Annotated in this window: 11 protein-coding genes; 9 read left to right on the forward strand and 2 right to left on the reverse strand. The window is 40.7% G+C overall.

Going from position 1 to position 18,256, the window contains the following annotated elements:
* Positions 1-14: 14 nt before the first annotated feature.
* Both EES38_RS03705 and malQ read left to right on the forward strand, forming a co-directional pair.
* Complete coding sequence (locus EES38_RS03705) at positions 15-2,468, forward strand: glycogen/starch/alpha-glucan phosphorylase (RefSeq protein ID WP_124935806.1); 2,454 nt, start codon at positions 15-17, stop codon at positions 2,466-2,468.
* A gap of 85 nt (positions 2,469-2,553) precedes the next feature.
* Positions 2,554-4,725 (forward strand): 4-alpha-glucanotransferase, encoded by a 2,172-nt coding sequence (gene malQ, locus EES38_RS03710; RefSeq protein WP_124935807.1) that lies wholly within the window; start codon positions 2,554-2,556, stop codon positions 4,723-4,725.
* Positions 4,726-5,014: 289 nt separating this feature from the next.
* Here malQ and malK read toward each other — a convergent pair whose 3' ends face one another.
* Positions 5,015-6,148: a maltose/maltodextrin ABC transporter ATP-binding protein MalK gene (gene malK, locus EES38_RS03715; RefSeq protein WP_124935808.1), complete on the reverse strand. Its 1,134-nt coding sequence runs from the start codon at positions 6,146-6,148 to the stop codon at positions 5,015-5,017.
* Between the two features lie 631 nt (positions 6,149-6,779).
* Between malK and malE the strand changes: the two genes are divergently transcribed.
* The 7 genes from malE to EES38_RS03750 all read left to right on the forward strand — a co-directional run bounded on the left by malE (position 6,780) and on the right by EES38_RS03750 (position 17,897).
* Positions 6,780-7,976 carry a maltose/maltodextrin ABC transporter substrate-binding protein MalE gene (malE, locus tag EES38_RS03720; protein WP_124935809.1) on the forward strand — a complete coding sequence of 399 codons (1,197 nt, stop codon included), beginning with the start codon at positions 6,780-6,782 and terminating at the stop codon, positions 7,974-7,976.
* A gap of 130 nt (positions 7,977-8,106) precedes the next feature.
* Positions 8,107-9,657, forward strand: coding sequence for a maltose ABC transporter permease MalF (gene malF, locus EES38_RS03725; RefSeq protein WP_243694150.1), 1,551 nt, complete (start codon positions 8,107-8,109; stop codon positions 9,655-9,657).
* An 11-nt stretch (positions 9,658-9,668) separates the two neighbouring features.
* Positions 9,669-10,559: a maltose ABC transporter permease MalG gene (gene malG / locus EES38_RS03730; protein ID WP_124935811.1), complete on the forward strand. Its 891-nt coding sequence runs from the start codon at positions 9,669-9,671 to the stop codon at positions 10,557-10,559.
* A gap of 179 nt (positions 10,560-10,738) precedes the next feature.
* Positions 10,739-12,820 (forward strand): alpha-amylase, encoded by a 2,082-nt coding sequence (locus EES38_RS03735; protein ID WP_124935812.1) that lies wholly within the window; start codon positions 10,739-10,741, stop codon positions 12,818-12,820.
* 94 nt (positions 12,821-12,914) lie between these two features.
* Positions 12,915-15,071: a methyl-accepting chemotaxis protein gene (locus EES38_RS03740; RefSeq protein WP_124935813.1), complete on the forward strand. Its 2,157-nt coding sequence runs from the start codon at positions 12,915-12,917 to the stop codon at positions 15,069-15,071.
* 588 nt (positions 15,072-15,659) lie between these two features.
* Positions 15,660-16,958 carry a maltoporin gene (locus EES38_RS03745; RefSeq protein WP_124935814.1) on the forward strand — a complete coding sequence of 433 codons (1,299 nt, stop codon included), beginning with the start codon at positions 15,660-15,662 and terminating at the stop codon, positions 16,956-16,958.
* 126 nt (positions 16,959-17,084) lie between these two features.
* A complete protein-coding gene (locus EES38_RS03750; RefSeq protein WP_166434202.1) occupies positions 17,085-17,897 on the forward strand; it encodes a MalM family protein in 813 nt (270 codons plus the stop codon).
* Between the two features lie 115 nt (positions 17,898-18,012).
* Here EES38_RS03750 and EES38_RS22305 read toward each other — a convergent pair.
* Positions 18,013-18,256: hypothetical protein (locus EES38_RS22305; protein ID WP_208020392.1), on the reverse strand; the 244-nt coding region annotated here is incomplete at its 5' end.

An 18,256-nucleotide genomic window follows, 5' to 3' on the forward strand; every position in this document is an offset into this window, starting at 1 on the left:
ATGGTGAGAAAGTAATGAAAGGATCACAAATTAGTAACTTTGATTCGGAAGCTTTTAAGGAAAAAGTAAAGCTTCACCTGAATTCAACGTATGCAAGTAGTTTAGATATGGCGACACCCAAAGAATGGTACTTATCCATGGTAAGAGCCTTGTCAGATATATCAATTCTTAATTTAGTAAATACTGAGCACGATGATCGTATAAAAAATTCAAAAAGCCTTAATTATTTGTCATTAGAATTTTTGATTGGCCGTTTGACCGGGAATAACCTCATCAATATGGGATTATATTCGCAGGTGAGTCGTGCTATGGATGAGCTTGGACAGAACCTGTCATATCTTCTGGAAGAAGAGCGCGATCCTTCACTTGGTAACGGAGGACTTGGACGACTGGCGGCATGTTTTATGGACTCTTGTGCTGCGCAGGAGTTTCCAACTGTTGGGTATGGTTTACATTACGAATACGGGCTTTTTAGACAATCAATCATTAATATGTGCCAGTTTGAAAGTCCTGACCGATGGAAATGCGAAGAAGGATACCCATGGGAACGACATAGACCTGAGTTCAATCAGACTGTTGGATTCTTCGGGCATGTAGTTTCTAAAAAAACCGAAGGATGCATTAAGCGGGTATGGAAGCCGTCTATGACAGTTAAAGCGGTTGCATGGGATATACCTATCGTTGGCTATAAAAGTGATACGGTTTATGCGCTTCGACTTTGGGAGTGCAAGGCTCCAGAGCCATTTTCTCTAGAAAAATTTAATGATGGCCTCTACGTTGATGCAGAGTTGGATGCGATTGAAGCAAGTCGTCTGACGAAGGTTCTTTATCCCAATGATAATCACGAAAAAGGTAAAGAACTAAGACTAATGCAGCAATATTTCCATAGTGCTGCCTCAGTTGCTGATATTTTACGGCGGCATGAGAGCGCCGGCCATTCCTTGGAATCTTTGCCAGATTATGAAACGATACAGCTAAATGATACTCACCCAACCATTTCTATTCCTGAATTAATGAGAATTTTAATAGATGAGAGAGATATTACTTGGGATAAAGCTTGGTGCATTTGCAGAAAAGTATTTGCTTATACCAATCATACGTTGATGCCTGAAGCTTTGGAAACATGGGGCCAGGCATTGATTGAGAAGTTGCTACCTCGTCACATGGAATTGATTATCGAAATTAACCATCATCTTCTAAAAGAAGTAAATCAGCTTTGGCCAGGAGATAAAGAGAAGCAGAATGCTATGGCGGTTATTTCTTCTGATAATGAGCCGCTTGTCCGAATGGCGAATCTATGTATGGCTGGTACTTACGCCGTTAATGGTGTGGCGGCAATGCATACGGAATTGCTTAAAACCGAGTTGTTTGCTGATTTCAATACACTTTATCCTGGACATATAAAAAATGTCACTAACGGTATCAGTCCCCGTCGGTGGTTAACCTATTGTAATCCCAAACTGGCTAATTTAATTACGGATAAAATTGGCAACACATGGCAGAAAAATTTGGAAAATTTATCTGATTTAGTTCCATTTGCTAATGATATCCGATTCCAGTCTGATTATATGGCGATCAAGAAGACAAATAAATTACGTTTGACTGAGTGGGTAAAGTCGCACTTAGGTCTGCAGATTAACCCGGATGCTATATTTGACGTTCAAATCAAACGGTTGCATGAATACAAAAGGCAGCATCTGAACCTTTTACACATCATCTCTTTGTATTATCGAATACTTAATGACCCAGAATTTGATATGTATCCACGAGTTGTCTTTTTTGCAGCAAAAGCAGCTCCAGGATATAAGTTAGCAAAAGAGATTATTTTTGCAATTAATCAGGTGGCCGATACGATTAATCAGGACCCAAGAGTTAATGATAAACTTAAAGTAGTATTTATTCCGGACTACCGGGTTAGTCTTGCTGAGATCATTATTCCTGCAGCCGATATTTCCGAGCAAATATCTACTGCGGGCAAGGAAGCGTCAGGGACTGGTAATATGAAGCTGGCTCTAAATGGAGCATTAACCATTGGCACAATGGATGGCGCAAATGTTGAAATTAGGGAAGAAGTCGGTGACGAAAATATCTTTATCTTTGGGCTAAATGTCAATGAAGTGAACGCATTATTAAAAACAGATTATCAGCCTGAAAAATACTATCAATCCGATCCATTACTTAAAGCATGTCTGGATTTACTGAATTCGGATACATTCACCCCCGGATACCCAACTCGTTTAAAACCAGTATACGATACATTACTATCTGGTGGAGACCCTTATTTGTGTTTAGCTGATTTTTCATCGTATATTGAGATGCAGCAAAAAGCTGAAGAGCAATATAAAGACAAGGCAGGGTGGGCACAGAAAGCGATTCTTAATACGGCACTCGTTGGTAAATTCAGCTCAGATCGTTCTATCCGGGATTATGTTGAGAACATTTGGCATTTAAAGGCGGTTAACCGCTGATTTAGCCTTTTTCATAGCCGGAACTTTTTCCCGGCTATGAAATGATTGTTTAGTTCTTAGATAGTTAATGCCTTTGGAGCGAAAAATGATAACAAAATCAGTGCTACACCAGGTTGCTGAAAAGGCCGGTATTTTAAACAGCTATGTTGATGCATGGGGAAAAAAACTTTCAGTATCAGATGAAACATTATGTCAGTTATTAACCATCATGGGGCATGATACTACGACCGACTCAGGTCTTATTCATTCAATGACCGACCAATGCGCCCCCGTTTCTGTGGACCCTGTGACAGTCGTGAAAGGAAGCGATAACCCAGTAAATATAAAAATTGCTTTGGGTAAACAATCCCTGATTGATTTTACTTGGCACCTAAATACAGAACAAGGTGATAGGGTCGAAGGTCGTATTATCTCCGATATTTTATATGATAACCGCAGTACGGATGGTACTGTGATCATACGTATTCAAAAATTACCTCATGGATATCATCAGCTCTTCATTTCGGATCGTAACCGTCAAGATGTTTCTTCAGGCATGATTATTGTTACGCCTTTGTCGTGCTATAAGCAACCGGAATTACTCGGCGGTAAAAAATTGTGGGGGATCAGTACTCAGTTATATTCGATTAAGAGCAGAGCAAACTGGGGAATTGGTGATTTCGGTGACTTAAAGCAGTTAGTTGTTGAAGCCGCTGAAAAGGGGGCCGATTATGTGGGCGTTAACCCTATGCATGCTTTATTTCCCTCCAGGCCGGAAAACGCAAGTCCTTACAGCCCTTCTTCCCGCTATTGGCTAAACATATTATACATTGACGTTTTCTCGGTACCTGAGTTTGTATTGAGCCATCAGGCACAGGCACTGGTTGGAGAAATGGAATTTCAGAGTCGGCTGCAAGCTTTGAGAGATTTAAAGTGGGTCGATTATACCGAAGTTCTTTCGACCAAATTGACAGTGTTATCTCTATTATACAAAGAATTTAAATCGCGTCATTTAGAGAATAATACCGACCGGGCTAAAGTGTTTCTTCAATTCGTTGATCAGGGCGGTGAGAGTTTGAGAAACATGGCCTTATTTGATGTATTGTGTGTATCGTTGAAAAAACATGATGCTCTGGGATGGGCTTCTTTTCCTCCGGAGTTTCAGAATTGCCATAGTGATGAAGTGTTCCGGTTTGCCCAAGAGAACGATGATTCCATTCGGTTCAATATGTACTTACAATGGATTGCGGATAACCAATTTCATGAAGTTCAGGAAATGGCCAAAGATAAAGGCATGGCAATTGGTGTTTACTGTGACTTGGCTGTTGGTGTTAGTAAATATGGAGTCGATACCTGGGTTGATGAACAGATTTTGGTCAAGGAAGCCAGTATTGGTGCGCCTCCGGATATATTAGGTCCATTAGGGCAAAATTGGGGGTTACCGCCATTTTCTCCCCAGAAATTAAGAGAAAACAGGTATAAGCCATTTATTGAACTCCTTCGGGCAAATATGAAACATTGTGGAGCATTGAGAATTGATCATGTACTTGGGCTATTGCGTTTATGGTGGATACCGGAAGGTAATAAGGCAAAAGAAGGTGCATATGTAACCTACCGTATTGAGGAATTACTGGGGATACTTGCTTTGGAATCACACAGAAATCAGTGCACTATTATTGGTGAAGATTTGGGAACTGTCCCCGCTGAAATGACGAGCATTTTGGCTGAGTATGGTATTTATTCCTATAAAGTATTCTTTTTTGAAAGAAATAAAAACGGAGTGTATCGCCTGCCGGCAAATTATCCATCACAATCAATGGCGACATTATGCACACACGATATGCCAACATTGAGTGGTTTCTGGGAAGGCTGCGATTTGTATTTGGGCCAAAAGCTCGGGTTGTACCCGGATGCAGGACTTTTTAAGAGATTGCTGAATGATCGTGAGCGAATCAGAAAAGGACTTTTAAACCTGTTGAGAGACAGCGATTCCGAAGCGGTCTTATCGGATACTGATGAGTCTGGTAGTGTGTCTATGTCCCCAAATTTAAGTGAATTTATTCAGACTTATGCAGCGTCATGTAATTCAGAATTTTTTAGTATGCAGATTGAAGATTGGCTAAATATGAGTGATCCGGTAAATGTGCCCGGGACGGTTGATCAATACCCTAACTGGCGAAGAAAATTATGTGCGGATATCGAAGATATTTTCTATATCCCTTCTGTATGTCACCTGACAGAAAGAGTCAATAAAGTTCGAGCAAACCTCAAATTATAATCTTGTTTTCATTTCTAAAAATCATCGTTTGTTAACACAGCGATGATTTTTTATCAGTTGATAGTACCTCAATAGTGTGGTGCTGTGGCCAACCGACTACCATAAAATCAATTCTCAGAGAGAGGCAATGGGGTTAATGGATGGTTGATATCTATCTAGATAATAAAGAGGTTAAAGGTAATCGATACTGGATGGGTAAAAAGCGGGTCAGGGATTAAAATTCAATAATTTGACCCGAATATCGCTAGTGTATTAATTGGTTTTCATTTTAACAAGGAGGGACTCTCGGTTATTCGTATTCAACTGAATCGAAATCAATACCATTTTCCGGATAAAGACGACGACAGGCTTCACCACTGCTGTGAAATAAATGGCACCGGTTAGGTTCTATACCTATTGAGTAATGTTCGCCTGGGTTGACGTCCAGTGTATCCGCAGCCCGGTAGATCACATTCGCATCGGCATTATCCAAAGTAAGGTAAACCTGAGTCTCGTTACCTAATTTTTCTACAATCTGTACTTTTCCCGAAATAGTCACAGATGAGCTGTCAGCACTAATCAGGTGTTCCGGTCTGATACCCAGAGACATTCGGGAACCTTTGGTAATTTTTTCCCCTTTTACTGGGATCCAAAATGCAGATCCGTTAGATAATTGCACCATGACTTTTTCTTCCTCTACTTCTTCAATATGAACAGACATAAAATTCATTTTGGGAGAACCTATAAAGCCAGCAACAAAACGGTTTTTGGGGTAGTGGTAAAGCTCTAGCGGCTGTCCGACCTGAGAAATGGAACCTCCATCGAGAACAACAATTTTGTCTGCCATTGTCATTGCCTCAACTTGATCATGGGTTACATAAATCATTGTGCAGCCCAGTTGCCTTTGCAATTTAGTAATTTCGCTACGCATATTTACTCTTAATGCAGCATCGAGGTTGGATAGGGGCTCATCGAGCAAAAATACGTTAGGTCGTGATACTAACGTCCGTCCTATTGCAACACGTTGTCTTTGGCCACCAGACAGTGCTTTAGGCTGACGTTCCAGTAAATGTCCGAGCTGAAGGATTTCGGCCGCTTCTGTGACTCTTTTATGAATTTCTTTTTTATCTGCTTTTGCCAATTTGAGTCCGAAAGACATATTGTCATAGAGATTTAAATGAGGATATAAAGCGTAAGACTGGAACACCATTCCCACACCTCTCTTTGATGGTTCGATGTCATTCATCCGCTGTTCTCCAATATAAAGATCACCAGATGTAATATCCTCTAAACCTGCAATGCAACGAAGTAGAGTTGATTTGCCGCATCCTGATGGTCCGACGAAGACAACAAATTCGCCATCTTTGATCTCTAAGTTGATATTTTCAGAAATCATTTGGTCACCGTAAGCTTTACATACATTTTTCAATGTGACATTTGCCATGCAGCAGGTCCTCTATTCTTTAAATTAATTTTTGTGATTTTTATCTTATTCGAATGATTCTTACATTAATATATAAAATGAAATGATAAAATGAATAAATATAAATCAATTTTTCTACGTGGTAAATTTAATAGCAACTGAAAATAAAGAATGTGCCATTTCTTAATAATATGATTATGAAAAGAATGGATGAAATATGCATCCTCCTTTCTGGTTATTTTCTGGGGGGATAGTTAAGTATGAGTACAAATAATGAGAGTAATATCATGGTTATAAATCATTTAATGATGAAATATACAGTGGCATTTTCTGTGATTTTAAATGTTACCTTGTATAAAAAACAATAAGTGAACGGATATACTGACATTAATGTTGATGAATATCACGAAAATGATTTTTTACTGTAGGGGCGTAGATATAAGGATGAGGAGGAAATGGAAATTATTTTCCATTATAGGGGCATGTTGTTTTATGAAGATGCTTTGTTTGCCTAAACCAAGGATGTAAGTTAATTAGTTAAATTCCCCTTCTGAACTGAAAAGCGTTCTCTTTAACAGCATGTCAGATGGATTTCCGATCCGTTTCGGACTAGCCCTAGGTATGTAATTATTTTAAAAATAAGGATACTAAAATGAAGAAACCTTTAAAAACCATCTCGTTATGCACAATGGTTGCTCTTGGCGTAATAAGTGCTGTCAGTTCGGCAAATGCAAAAATTCAAGAAGGTCAGCTCACAATCTGGATTAATGGTGATAAGGGATATAATGGCTTAGCTGAAGTTGGTAAGAAATTTGAAGAAGAAACAGGAGTCCCGGTTACTGTTCTTCATCCGGATGGATTACAGGATAAATTCCCTCAAACGGCATCAACCGGCGATGGTCCGGATATCGTTTTCTGGGCGCATGACCGCTTTGGTGGTTATGCCGAGGCAGGGTTGCTTACTGAGATTCATCCTTCTAAGGCTTTAAAAAGTAAAATGGTTGATTTTGCATGGGATGCTGTCAAATATAAAGGCAAATACATTGGGTATCCGATCGCTGTTGAGTCTCTTTCCTTAATCTACAATAAAGATTTAGTGCCTAATCCACCCAAAAACTGGGAAGATATTGCAAAAATTGACGCCAAACTCAAAAAACAAAATAAAAAAGCCATTATGTGGAATTTGAAAGAACCATATTTTACCTGGCCTCTACTAGCGGCTGATGGGGGATACGCATTCAAATATTCTAAACAGACAGGCTACGATGAAAAAAATATCGGAGTCGATAACTCTGGTGTAAAAAAAGCAGCAACTTTCCTGAAAGGACTGGTAGACAAAGGCGTTATTTCGCCTGATATGGATTATGCCGTATCCGAATCTTCCTTTAATAAGGGTCAGGTTGCTATGACAATCAATGGTCCCTGGAGTTGGGGAAACATTGAAAAGTCAGGAATTCATTATGGCGTAACAGTATTGCCGAAATTTAACGGTCAATCCTCGAAACCGTTTGTTGGTGTCTTATCAGCCGGTATTAGCACTGCATCTCCAAATAAAGATCTGGCTGTTGAATTTATTGAAAACTATTTACTGACAGATCAGGGGTTAAAAGAAGTCAATGATGATAAGCCTCTTGGTGCAGTCGCATTAAAATCTTTCCAAAAACAACTTGCACAAGATCCAAGAATTGCAGCAACAATGGCTAACGCGCTTCATGGTGAAATCATGCCAAATATTCCACAGATGAATGCATTTTGGAGTTCTGTTAAAAATGCAATTATCAATGTGGTTGATGGCCGTCAGTCTGTTGACTCAGCATTCTCAGACGCGAAAAAACAGATTGCTCATTAATTTATAAGAGAATCGTTTCAGGTTGCTTCTTTTTGCTTTTCCAAATGGGTGAAGTGACCTGAAACAAAAAATTGGTATTGATTTTACAAAGATAAATTAGGACTGATATTTTATGCAGTTAGCTCAGAGAATGGACAATAATTCTTTTGGCTCCTTCCTTAAGAATAAAATGAAAGTGATAAAATGGATTGTGCTGATCGCTATCGGCATTCTTAACGGGTATGCATCTATTTTGATGTATTCTCGGGGAGAAATTGCATTTGCACTATTGACTATAGTCATGACCGCTCTTGCATTGTACATTTTCGGAAGTGTGAAAACCTATGTGCATCGCTATATTTATCCAGGTCTGGCAGGGATGATTTTATTTATTCTATTCCCCCTTATGTATACTGTCGGACTTTCTTTTACGAACTATAGCGCTAAGAACCAGTTGACCTTACCAAGAGTCCAGTCGGTATTACTTGAGCAAACATTTCAAAGTGGAAAAGATTATTCCTTTGATCTTTACCAATATCAAAATGGATATCGGATCGTAGTTCGTGATAATGATAACTACCTGTCAACGCCGGTTTTTTTCTTCGATAAAGTTTCAGATACTTTACCTTTATCCAAATTAGATTCTCTGAATGGTATGAAAAAAGAGCCTTTAAAATCGATCATTCTTTACCGCCATGTTCTTGGAAAACTGGATTTAGTTAAGTCGGAGAAAGAAACGATAAGAATGAATGGCTTGAGGAAATTTTCAGCCATTATGCCGCTGTATACGCTTAAAAAAGATGGTGCCACATTAATTAATAATAAATTAAATCAATTACTTAAACCAAACATGAAAACGGGCTTTTACCAACCTGTTAATGCTGATGGTCAGTTTTTCGGCGATCCAGTATCACCGGGATTTATTGTTAAGATCGGAACACGGAATTTTGAACGTGTCTGGAAAGATGATGGAATCAAAGAACCATTTATCAGTATTTTCATATGGACCATCGTGTTTTCTGCTGCCACAGTAGTTTTAACCCTAATCATCGGGCTGGTGCTGGCCAGTGTTGTTCAGTGGGAAGAATTAAGAGGACGTGCTATTTACCGGGTGTTGCTTATCCTGCCGTATGCGGTTCCTGCTTTTATATCAATATTAATCTTTAAGGGGTTATTTAATCAGAGTTTTGGTGAAATCAATATGGTTCTGAGTGCTTTGTTCGGAATTAAACCTGGTTGGTTTTCAGATCCACTGATGGCCCGGATAATGGTTATTACGGTTAATACCTGGCTGGGATTTCCTTATATGATGATTTTATGCATGGGTTTATTAAAAGCCATTCCCAATGACTTATATGAAGCGTCAGCCATTGATGGTGCCGGGCCGTTTTACAACTTTACAAAAATAACTGTGCCACTGATGATTAAACCATTGACGCCATTATTGATTGCTAGTTTTGCTTTTAACTTCAATAATTTTGTCATGATCTATCTGTTAACGTCCGGAGGACCGAATATGATAGGAACCACTGAACCAGCAGGATATACCGATTTACTGGTGAGTTATACCTATCGAATTGCATTTGAAGGCAGTGGAGGCCGTGATTTCGGATTAGCCAGTGCTATCGCGACATTGATTTTCTTATTGGTAGGGGCTCTGGCTCTGATAAACCTTCGCTTTGCCCGTTTAGAACAAGACTGAGGAGAACCACTATGGCTATGGTCCAAGGAAAAAATTTGAAGTATCGCGTGTGGGCGGCTCATCTGGGATTATGGGCATTTTTAACCCTGATTATTTTCCCCCTGTTAATGATTGTTGCGATATCTTTCCGTGAAGGTAATTTCTCAACAGGAAGCCTTATTCCAGAACACCCTTCTCTGGAGCATTGGAAACTAGCATTTGGTTTTCCGGTTGTTAATGCCGATGGTACGGTGACCCCACCTCCATTTCCGGTTCTGACTTGGTTATGGAATTCGATAAAAGTGGCATCGATTGCATCGGTATTGATCGTGGCCTTGTCTACTACATCTGCCTATGCGTTTGCCCGGCTTAAATTCGGTGGGAAAAGCATTATTTTAAAAGCCATGATGATTTTCCAGATGTTTCCGGCAGTACTGGCCTTGGTGGCAATTTATGCATTGTTCGACAAATTAGGGCAATATGTGCCATTTCTCGGACTGAATACACATGGTGGACTTATCTTTTCCTATTTGGGTGGCATTGCATTGCATGTATGGACGATTAAAGGGTATTTCGAAACGATTGATAATTCATTGGAAGAAGCTGCTGCACTCGATGGCGCAACGCCCTGGCAGGCATTTCGTCTGGTATTACTGCCATTATCTGTGCCAATTCTGGCGGTAGTGTTTATATTGTCATTTATTATGGTCGTCGGAGAAGTACCGGTAGCTTCACTTCTTTTATCTGATATTAACAAATACACGCTGGCCGTTGGGATGCAGCAGTATTTGTACCCTCAAAATTACTTATGGGGTGATTTTGCTGCTGCTGCTGTTTTATCTGCCTTGCCAATTACCGTTGTTTTTTTACTGGCCCAGCGCTGGCTTGTCGGAGGGCTGACCGCTGGTGGTGTAAAAGGGTAAACGCGAGTTGGTATTTTTTGTCCGTTTGTTTTTCATTACTTTGCGCTGCATTTAAAGCAGCGTTTTTTTATCTGTTACTGCAGAAATTATCTGGGGGCGTACCTCTGAGGAGGATGCAACCATTCCGATAGTTGAGTATTTTATCTAAAAACTATAATTGATAATAACGTGATTTGCTTATGAAAAAGATACCTTCTTACCTATGTCTTGCATGCTTAGCAACTCAGGTACAGGCAGCAACACTGACGGTGACTGCCGGTGATACACATCAGATGCGAGAGCTGCAAAAACGTGAACCCTTAATTATTCATCTAAAAAAACAAAACTACCAAATTCAAGTTCTTGAGCAGGATGGACAATGCCCTCCACCAACCAGACAGAAATTCGAATTTAACACGCCATTATATGTTGGATGCAATACCCCTGGGTTGTTTCACGCTAAGATCCGTTTTCCCGGGGAGTATGCATTCATCTACGATGAACACAACCACACAATTAAAGTAAAAAGGCAACCTGTCACAACGGATAAAGCCCGTTTTACCCGTCCTTTGCCTGATGTGCAATGCCCGGTATATACCAACAAACCGGTCCGCATTGATTTGGGTAATATGTTTGCCGATGGAACGGTGCTACGCGATGCGTTTAGTCATCAGGTTGTAACAGTTAAAGACAGACACGTTTTGGTTACTCCTTCCCCTGAGAGCCATGGTTTGGTTCTTCTCGAACCTGCCGATCGTGCTGTCGATGAATCTCGAGAGGAGCATCATTCATTGGTTTGGCGAAATGCGAACATTTATTTTGTCTTGATAGACCGGTTCGCTAACGGTGATAAGAGCAACGACCATGCTTATGGACGACATTCTGATGGGAAAGACGAAATAGGAACATTTCATGGCGGAGATCTTCAGGGCGTCATTAACCACCTTGATTATATTAAAAGTCTGGGGACGGATGCGATATGGTTATCATCCATCGTTGAACAAATCCACGGCTTTGTCGGAGGAGGGAAACGAGGTTCATTTCCGTTTTATGGCTACCACGGTTACTGGGCCAGGGACTTTACTAAAATTGATGCGAATTTAGGAACGGAAACAACATTAAAAACAATGGTTGATGAAGTCCATAAACGGGGAATAAAAGTGTTGTTGGATGTAGTTCTGAACCACGCGGGCTATGCCACATTATCGGATTTACAGGAAGAAAAAGTCAGAGTCGTTCCGGATACCTCCCTGTTACCTGAGCGGTGGGGAGACTGGCAACCAAAAAACGGAGAGAATTGGCACACTTTCAATCAACTGATTGATTATAAAAGTAAGAACTGGTCACAGTGGTGGGGCGGAGACTGGGTCAGAGCTAGTTTGCCAGGCTATCCTCAGTCGGGGTCAACGGCTCAAACTCTTTCTTTATCCGGCCTGCCGGATTTTCTCACTGAATCGGAAAAACACGTTACGCCACCTGAGTGGCTTTTACATAATCCCGGAACCAGGGTTGTGACTAAAAAAGGGTATACCGTGTCCGATTATTTAATTGAGTGGCAGAGTGACTGGGTTAAGAGGTTCGGTATAGATGGATTTAGGGTCGATACGGTTAAACATGTCAATGGCGATGTCTGGAAACGGCTGAAATCTGCAGCAACCGTTAAATTACGGCAATTTCATCAGGCCCGTCATGATAACGTAACCCGTCCTTTTTGGATGATGGGCGAAGTCTGGGGGATGGGACCGTCAAAAAGTCCGGATTATAACAATGGCTTCGATGCGTTGCTTAATTTTGATTTTCAGCACAGTGTTGCGAAAGGCGCGGCTTGTCTGAGTTATATGGACGATATTTATCGGTTTTATTCAGATTCGCTTCATGAGAAAAACAAGCTGAATCCGGTGAGTTACATTTCTTCTCATGACACTGAGTTGTTCTTCAGCCGGTATCTGAATTTTGATATGCAGAAAGGAGTAGCAGCAGCGCTTCTGCTGAGTCCGGGTGCCGTTCAGGTGTTTTATGGTGATGAAGTGGCACGAGATATCGGACCTTATCCTAAAGATGATTTCCAACAGGGAACCCGGTCAGATATGGTTTGGAATCTGGACGAAAAAAGACAGTCTCTTTTACACTTTTGGCGCACATTAGGCCAGTTCAGACATCGCCACCCTTCCGTCGGGAGCGGTATTCATCTGAATTTACCCAACAAAGGCGCTTATGTGTTTTCAAGAACATCAGGAAAAGACAAAGTCGTTGTAGCTTACTTTGGCCATTATCAAAAATAATCCATTTTATATTTTATTTTCATTAATTCTCTGAGTTGTTGACAGACGATTCGGAAATTAATGTCAGGTCTGGTTTAAAAAGAGTAATCTTGCCATGAAAATAAAATCAATAAGAACTAAAATAGCACTTACCGCAGGTTTTTGTTTAATTATTACTTCAATCGTTTTGGTTGGATATAATGTATATTCATCCAACATTTCTCAGAAAACAGTATCAAAGCGTTCGTCTGAAATAATTAAGAGAGAAGTCCTAGACAAATTACAATATAAAGCAATCGAGTCAGCAAAGTCGATTAACCTCCAGATTGAAAAAGGGTTAGAATCAGCGAAGTCGGTCTCAACGTCTATTTCAGCGATAAAATCATATTATGCTAATGACTTTTTTCATGTTTTAAACCGGAAGGTAATTAATAATCTCCTGGAAGCAGTCCTAAATAATAACTCACACCTTCATGGTACTTATAGTGGTTGGGAGCCCAATGCATTTGACGGTAATGATGCGGATATCGAATCTGGTCGGAACGATAGCGATAAAAGTGGTCGTTATGTTCCATATATAACCAGAAACCAGAAGGGACACCCTATTATACATCCACTGAACGGATATGACTCTTCTGGAAAATATGTCAATGGGCTGATGAAAAATGCCTGGTATCAGATTCCTCAAAAAACCGGTAAAGAAGTGGTTACTGCCCCGATACCTTATCAGTTTCAGGGTAAACGGTTATGGCTTGCCAGTATGTCTGTGCCTATTTTTGTAAAAGGAAAATTCGTTGGTGTTGCCGGTACGGATTTTAACTTAGATTACGTTCAAAATCTGGCAGTAAAAGCTTCTCAGGGCATTTATAACGGGAAAAGTCATGTGGTTATCTCGACCGATAAAGGTTTGGTGGTTGCTGATAGCCAAAATGCGAAAAATATCGGGCAATCAGTCAGACAGATATACAATGACAAAACGTTTCAAAACCTTTACTCATGGCTGAGTAATGACGCACGTATAGATGATGAAAATTCTCATTTTTACCGGGTATTAGTGCCTATTTCATTTGGTGATTCCGGCGTTCGCTGGTTCATTACGCTGGAAGTCAGTAAAGCGTTGGTTCTGAATAACTTATACCAGTTAAATGAAGAATTGGCCGGGCAGGCCGTTAAGCATATTCTGAACCAGATAGCGATTGGCGTATCGATGACCATCGTTGCCTTACTGGGTATCCTCTATTTCTCGGATAAATTGTCCCGGCCGATATTGTCTTCTGTCAAAATGGCGCAAATGGTTTCCAAAGGCCGGTTTGACTCAAGGTTGGGCCACGTGTCATCGGACGAAATAGGGCAACTATCTGAAGCGTTGGATGAGATGGCTATTTCACTTCAAAAACAGGTTAAAGCAGCCGAAACGGTAGCTCAGGGTGATTTGACGATTGATATTGAGCTGGCATCCGAACAAGATCAACTGGGACTTGCACTGAAGAAAATGGTAGAGAAGCTCAGTGAATTGATACAGCATATTTCAACCCGGTCAGGAGTGATTGCAGAAAATGCTGCCCAAATATCAGGTTTAAGCCAGACTCTGGCCAGTGGCGCGACAACGTCGGCTTCGTCTGTAACTGAAATAAATTCAACGATCAGTCATATTGCTCAACAAATCCGAAGCAGTTCTGAAGATGCCCGTCATGTCAGTCATCTTTCTGGCGTAAGTAATACTTATGCTGTTACCGCAAGCGAGATTATGAATGAACTAAGCGGTGCTATGGTGGAAATTGAGTCTTCAGGTAATGATATTAATACGATTATTAGTTCAATCGAAGGTATTGCAGAGCAGACGAATTTGCTGGCATTGAACGCTGCCATAGAAGCCGCCCGGGCCGGTGAAGCTGGCCGGGGATTTACCGTTGTCGCTGAAGAAGTACGAAATCTTGCGGTACGATGTGCTAATGCTGTTCAGGAAACATCGACACTAATTAAAAACTCTGCCACAAGAACAAAACGGGGCATTGAGCTGACAGACAAAGCAACACAATCACTACAAGATATCGTTAATAACGTTAGTTCAGTTTCGACATTGATGGAAAAAATTGCACAGGCGTCAACGGAGCAGTCGGTTGGTGCGGAGCTGGTATCCCAAGGTATTAACCAGATTGACAGTGTGACTCATGGTAACAGGAGTAATTCGGAGTTATGTGCCAGTGCCGCAGAATTATTGACGAAGGAATCTTCTGAACTGGCCGGTTTAGTGAAAAAATTCCGGTTATAATACATTTGCTTTCAAATTAGAGCCTTGTTTCAAGCGCAGACAAATCTCACTGAATATCGCATCTTCAGGTCGCTTGGGTATAAACGTTTAGTTAGCTAAAAATTCATTAATTTCAGTACCGTACAATTAAATATTATACTCAGATTTCGTAAAGTAATTTGGGTATTATCCTTATTGTGGGGAAATTTTTTTTGGTTATATTTAAATAGTTCAATGCATTATTGAAAGTAACCTCGATGAAACTGTATTTAAAATTTTTTATTGGGACCAAAATTAATTTATTAAAATATGAGGTGAATAACAGTTTTTATTTTTAGTTTGTCCGGATATCTTATTCTCATCCTTAATTTAGTGACAAAGATAACAAAATTATTTTTAGTTCGATTATCTCCTCCTTATCTCTCACCCCTTAATTAATCTTCTGTGGATGAAGTCATTATTAATCATTTTTCTTAAGCTATTTATCGGTGAAACAAAATAAAACAGGGGTTATTCCCTGGCTTACCTCACTCGGCTTATTGTTACTTTTTTCGGTAATTTTAAAGCTAAGAAGTGAAAAATAATAATGAATCGTTTAGGAGTAACGATATGAATAAACTAAGCGTAATTGCTGTGGCAGTTTCTTCTGCTTTGATTTCTGCATCTGCTTTTGCTGATGTCGATTTTCATGGATACATGCGTGCAGGTGTTGGTATGAGTCCTGATGGCGGGGGTCAGATTACTTATAACAAAAACAAAATCGGTCGTCTGGGCAACGAAGGTGATGCTTATGGTGAAGTAGAACTCGGCAAGGAAGTTTATAATGAAAGCGGGAAAACGTTTTATGTCGATACTATGTTTGCAATGAGCTCAAATGGATCTAATGACTGGGAAGGAACCGGCACGAATTGTGGTGTTGCTGCCGGTAACGAGTGTGTTTCGGATGCGGAATTTGCCTTCCGTCAATACAATGTGAAAGCGAAAGGTTTGCTGAATTTTGCACCGGAAGCGACGTTGTGGGCCGGTAAACGTTATTATCAACGTCATGATATACATATTAGTGATATGTATTACTGGAATATTTCAGGTGCCGGAGCCGGTATTGAGGGTATCGAAACCGGTCCAGGTAAATTATCACTGGCCTGGGTACGAAACGACCGTAATGACAATTTCAATAATGGTTCCGGCTCCGGTGATACGCCAGATACCGGTAATGATGGAATGCTGAATGTTAATACTTTTGATGCACGCTATGCTGGCATTCCTCTTTGGTCAAAAGCGAACCTGGAAGTTGGCATTGATTATGCCTATGTTAATCCTACTGATTCTGCGTCTGATGCAGCAAAAGATGCCGAAAATGGGGTGATGTTCACCGCAGAGCTGACTCAGGGTTTGGATAATGGGTTTAACAAAACAGTTCTTCAGTATGGTACTGAAGGGTATTCAAAGAACTTTGCGTTTTATGGTGATGGAAGCTGGTATGGGGCAGAGGCGAAAGACGATGCTTACGGTTACCGTTTAATTAACTGGGGTGTTGCCGGTTTCAGTGACAGTGTTGAAGTCGGTCACCAGCTTGTTTATGGTGTTGGTAAAGAAATGTGGGGCACCATGGATCGTTGGAAAACCATGTCTGCTGTTATCAGACCGGTATATAAATGGGATGAAAACCACAAAAGTATCCTGGAGTTGGGGTACTCTGTGGATGACAACGATGGCGCGAAAACAAAACTGGGTAAGGTAACGGTTGCTCAGGCATGGTGTGCAGGATCCAGTTTCTGGGCCCGTCCTGAGATTCGTTTGTATGCGACATACTTTAAATATGATGATGACAGTAACAGTACGCCTTTTGACAGTGGAAAAGACGACGATACCATGCAATTTGGGGTTCAGGTGGAAGCCTGGTTCTAAGTATTTTCATCGTATCAGCATCGCCAGCATGTCTGGCTATGTGACACCCGGTTAGCCTGTGAATCACCCCCTTCATGTTATCTGGGTGTCATTGTTTAATGTAATACCACCATAGGAATAATGACAATGAATAAGTGGATTACCGCGGTATTGATTCCCTTGCTGATAGCCGGATGTACCGAAACGAAAACTTTATCGCTAGCTTCAGAACAAAGTGACCAGGCAACAGCGAATGTTGCCGACCTGTCTTGGACGAAACTTGATATCCCCGGACAGGTACAGTTTAATATTGATCAATCCAGTCAGTTACTTTTAAATGACCAAAGTTCGGGGCCCGTCGCCGGTTTTGTTCTTCCCGGAGATAAAGGGAGTCTTGATGTTCGTTTAGAAACGTTTGTCAGTAAAGAAATGACGTTCTATGCCCCTGAGGTTTTTGTGCTAAATGCACAAAATCATATTGTTATCAGTAAATCTTTTAAGGATTTTAAATATGTTCCGGCGAAATTTTTTGATGACGATAAATTTATCCTGACATTCACTGTTATACCTGATAGTAACAGACAAAAGCTCAGGTTATTAATTTTTACATCTTCCGAAGATCTGAAAGGGCAGACGCCTATCCTCCATCCGGCGAAAGCTTTTGCCAGAGCAAGGCATACGGTTGAACCGGATATTGATGACCCCTTAGCAAAACATGCCCCTTACGGGTATTTCCGGCTGGCGGTGAATACCAACAAAGTAGCAACTGACCGTGTGATGCAGAGTACCGATAACGTGCCGTCCGGTGCGAATCTTGGTAGTTTCTATAAAAAAGAAATTCGCAAAGCCGTTGAGGCGGGTAATATTGCTAAAGCACTTTCATTGTTAGAGGAAGCCAAAAAATTCAATGTGGAAGGGGCTAAGGAAACCTTTATTGAATCGGTAAACAATAGTAGGTAATTTGTATAGGAGGGCGGTAGCAGCCTACTTGATTTAACTCAGTGTCCAAAACTAATAGGGCGGATCAATTCCGCCCTGAGTAATTGGTTGAAGAGTTCGGGATACAGCGCAATGTTCACGTTGTAGTGCTGCGGTAGGTAAGACAGTTTGATAATAAGAGTACCTTCTTGCGGATACAGCAATTTGTTTTTAAAAGGCGTAGATTGAGCGTAAAAAATCGGATACTGTGGTGTTCACTTTGCCAGTTTGGCACGACGATGGGGGTGTTACCTGAAACAGAACTGCACGTTACGATTCCATGGTCATTAATACTTAAGCTTCTCACATACGGGTCTGAAAACACGATATTGTTATGCTTA

Source organism: Vibrio viridaestus (genome assembly GCF_003856525.1).
In the GTDB taxonomy this organism is placed as follows: Bacteria; Pseudomonadota; Gammaproteobacteria; order Enterobacterales; family Vibrionaceae; genus Vibrio; species Vibrio viridaestus.

Bases quoted from the DNA above. Each gene is read 5' to 3' on its own strand.
- EES38_RS03705 (WP_124935806.1), top strand. From the start codon at position 15: ATGAAAGGATCACAAATTAGTAACTTTGATTCGGAAGCTTTTAAGGAA.
- malQ (WP_124935807.1), top strand. From the start codon at position 2,554: ATGATAACAAAATCAGTGCTACACCAGGTTGCTGAAAAGGCCGGTATT.
- malK (WP_124935808.1), bottom strand. From the start codon at position 6,148: ATGGCAAATGTCACATTGAAAAATGTATGTAAAGCTTACGGTGACCAA.
- malE (WP_124935809.1), top strand. From the start codon at position 6,780: ATGAAGAAACCTTTAAAAACCATCTCGTTATGCACAATGGTTGCTCTT.
- malF (WP_243694150.1), top strand. From the start codon at position 8,107: ATGGACAATAATTCTTTTGGCTCCTTCCTTAAGAATAAAATGAAAGTG.
- malG (WP_124935811.1), top strand. From the start codon at position 9,669: ATGGCTATGGTCCAAGGAAAAAATTTGAAGTATCGCGTGTGGGCGGCT.
- EES38_RS03735 (WP_124935812.1), top strand. From the start codon at position 10,739: ATGAAAAAGATACCTTCTTACCTATGTCTTGCATGCTTAGCAACTCAG.
- EES38_RS03740 (WP_124935813.1), top strand. From the start codon at position 12,915: ATGAAAATAAAATCAATAAGAACTAAAATAGCACTTACCGCAGGTTTT.
- EES38_RS03745 (WP_124935814.1), top strand. From the start codon at position 15,660: ATGAATAAACTAAGCGTAATTGCTGTGGCAGTTTCTTCTGCTTTGATT.
- EES38_RS03750 (WP_166434202.1), top strand. From the start codon at position 17,085: ATGAATAAGTGGATTACCGCGGTATTGATTCCCTTGCTGATAGCCGGA.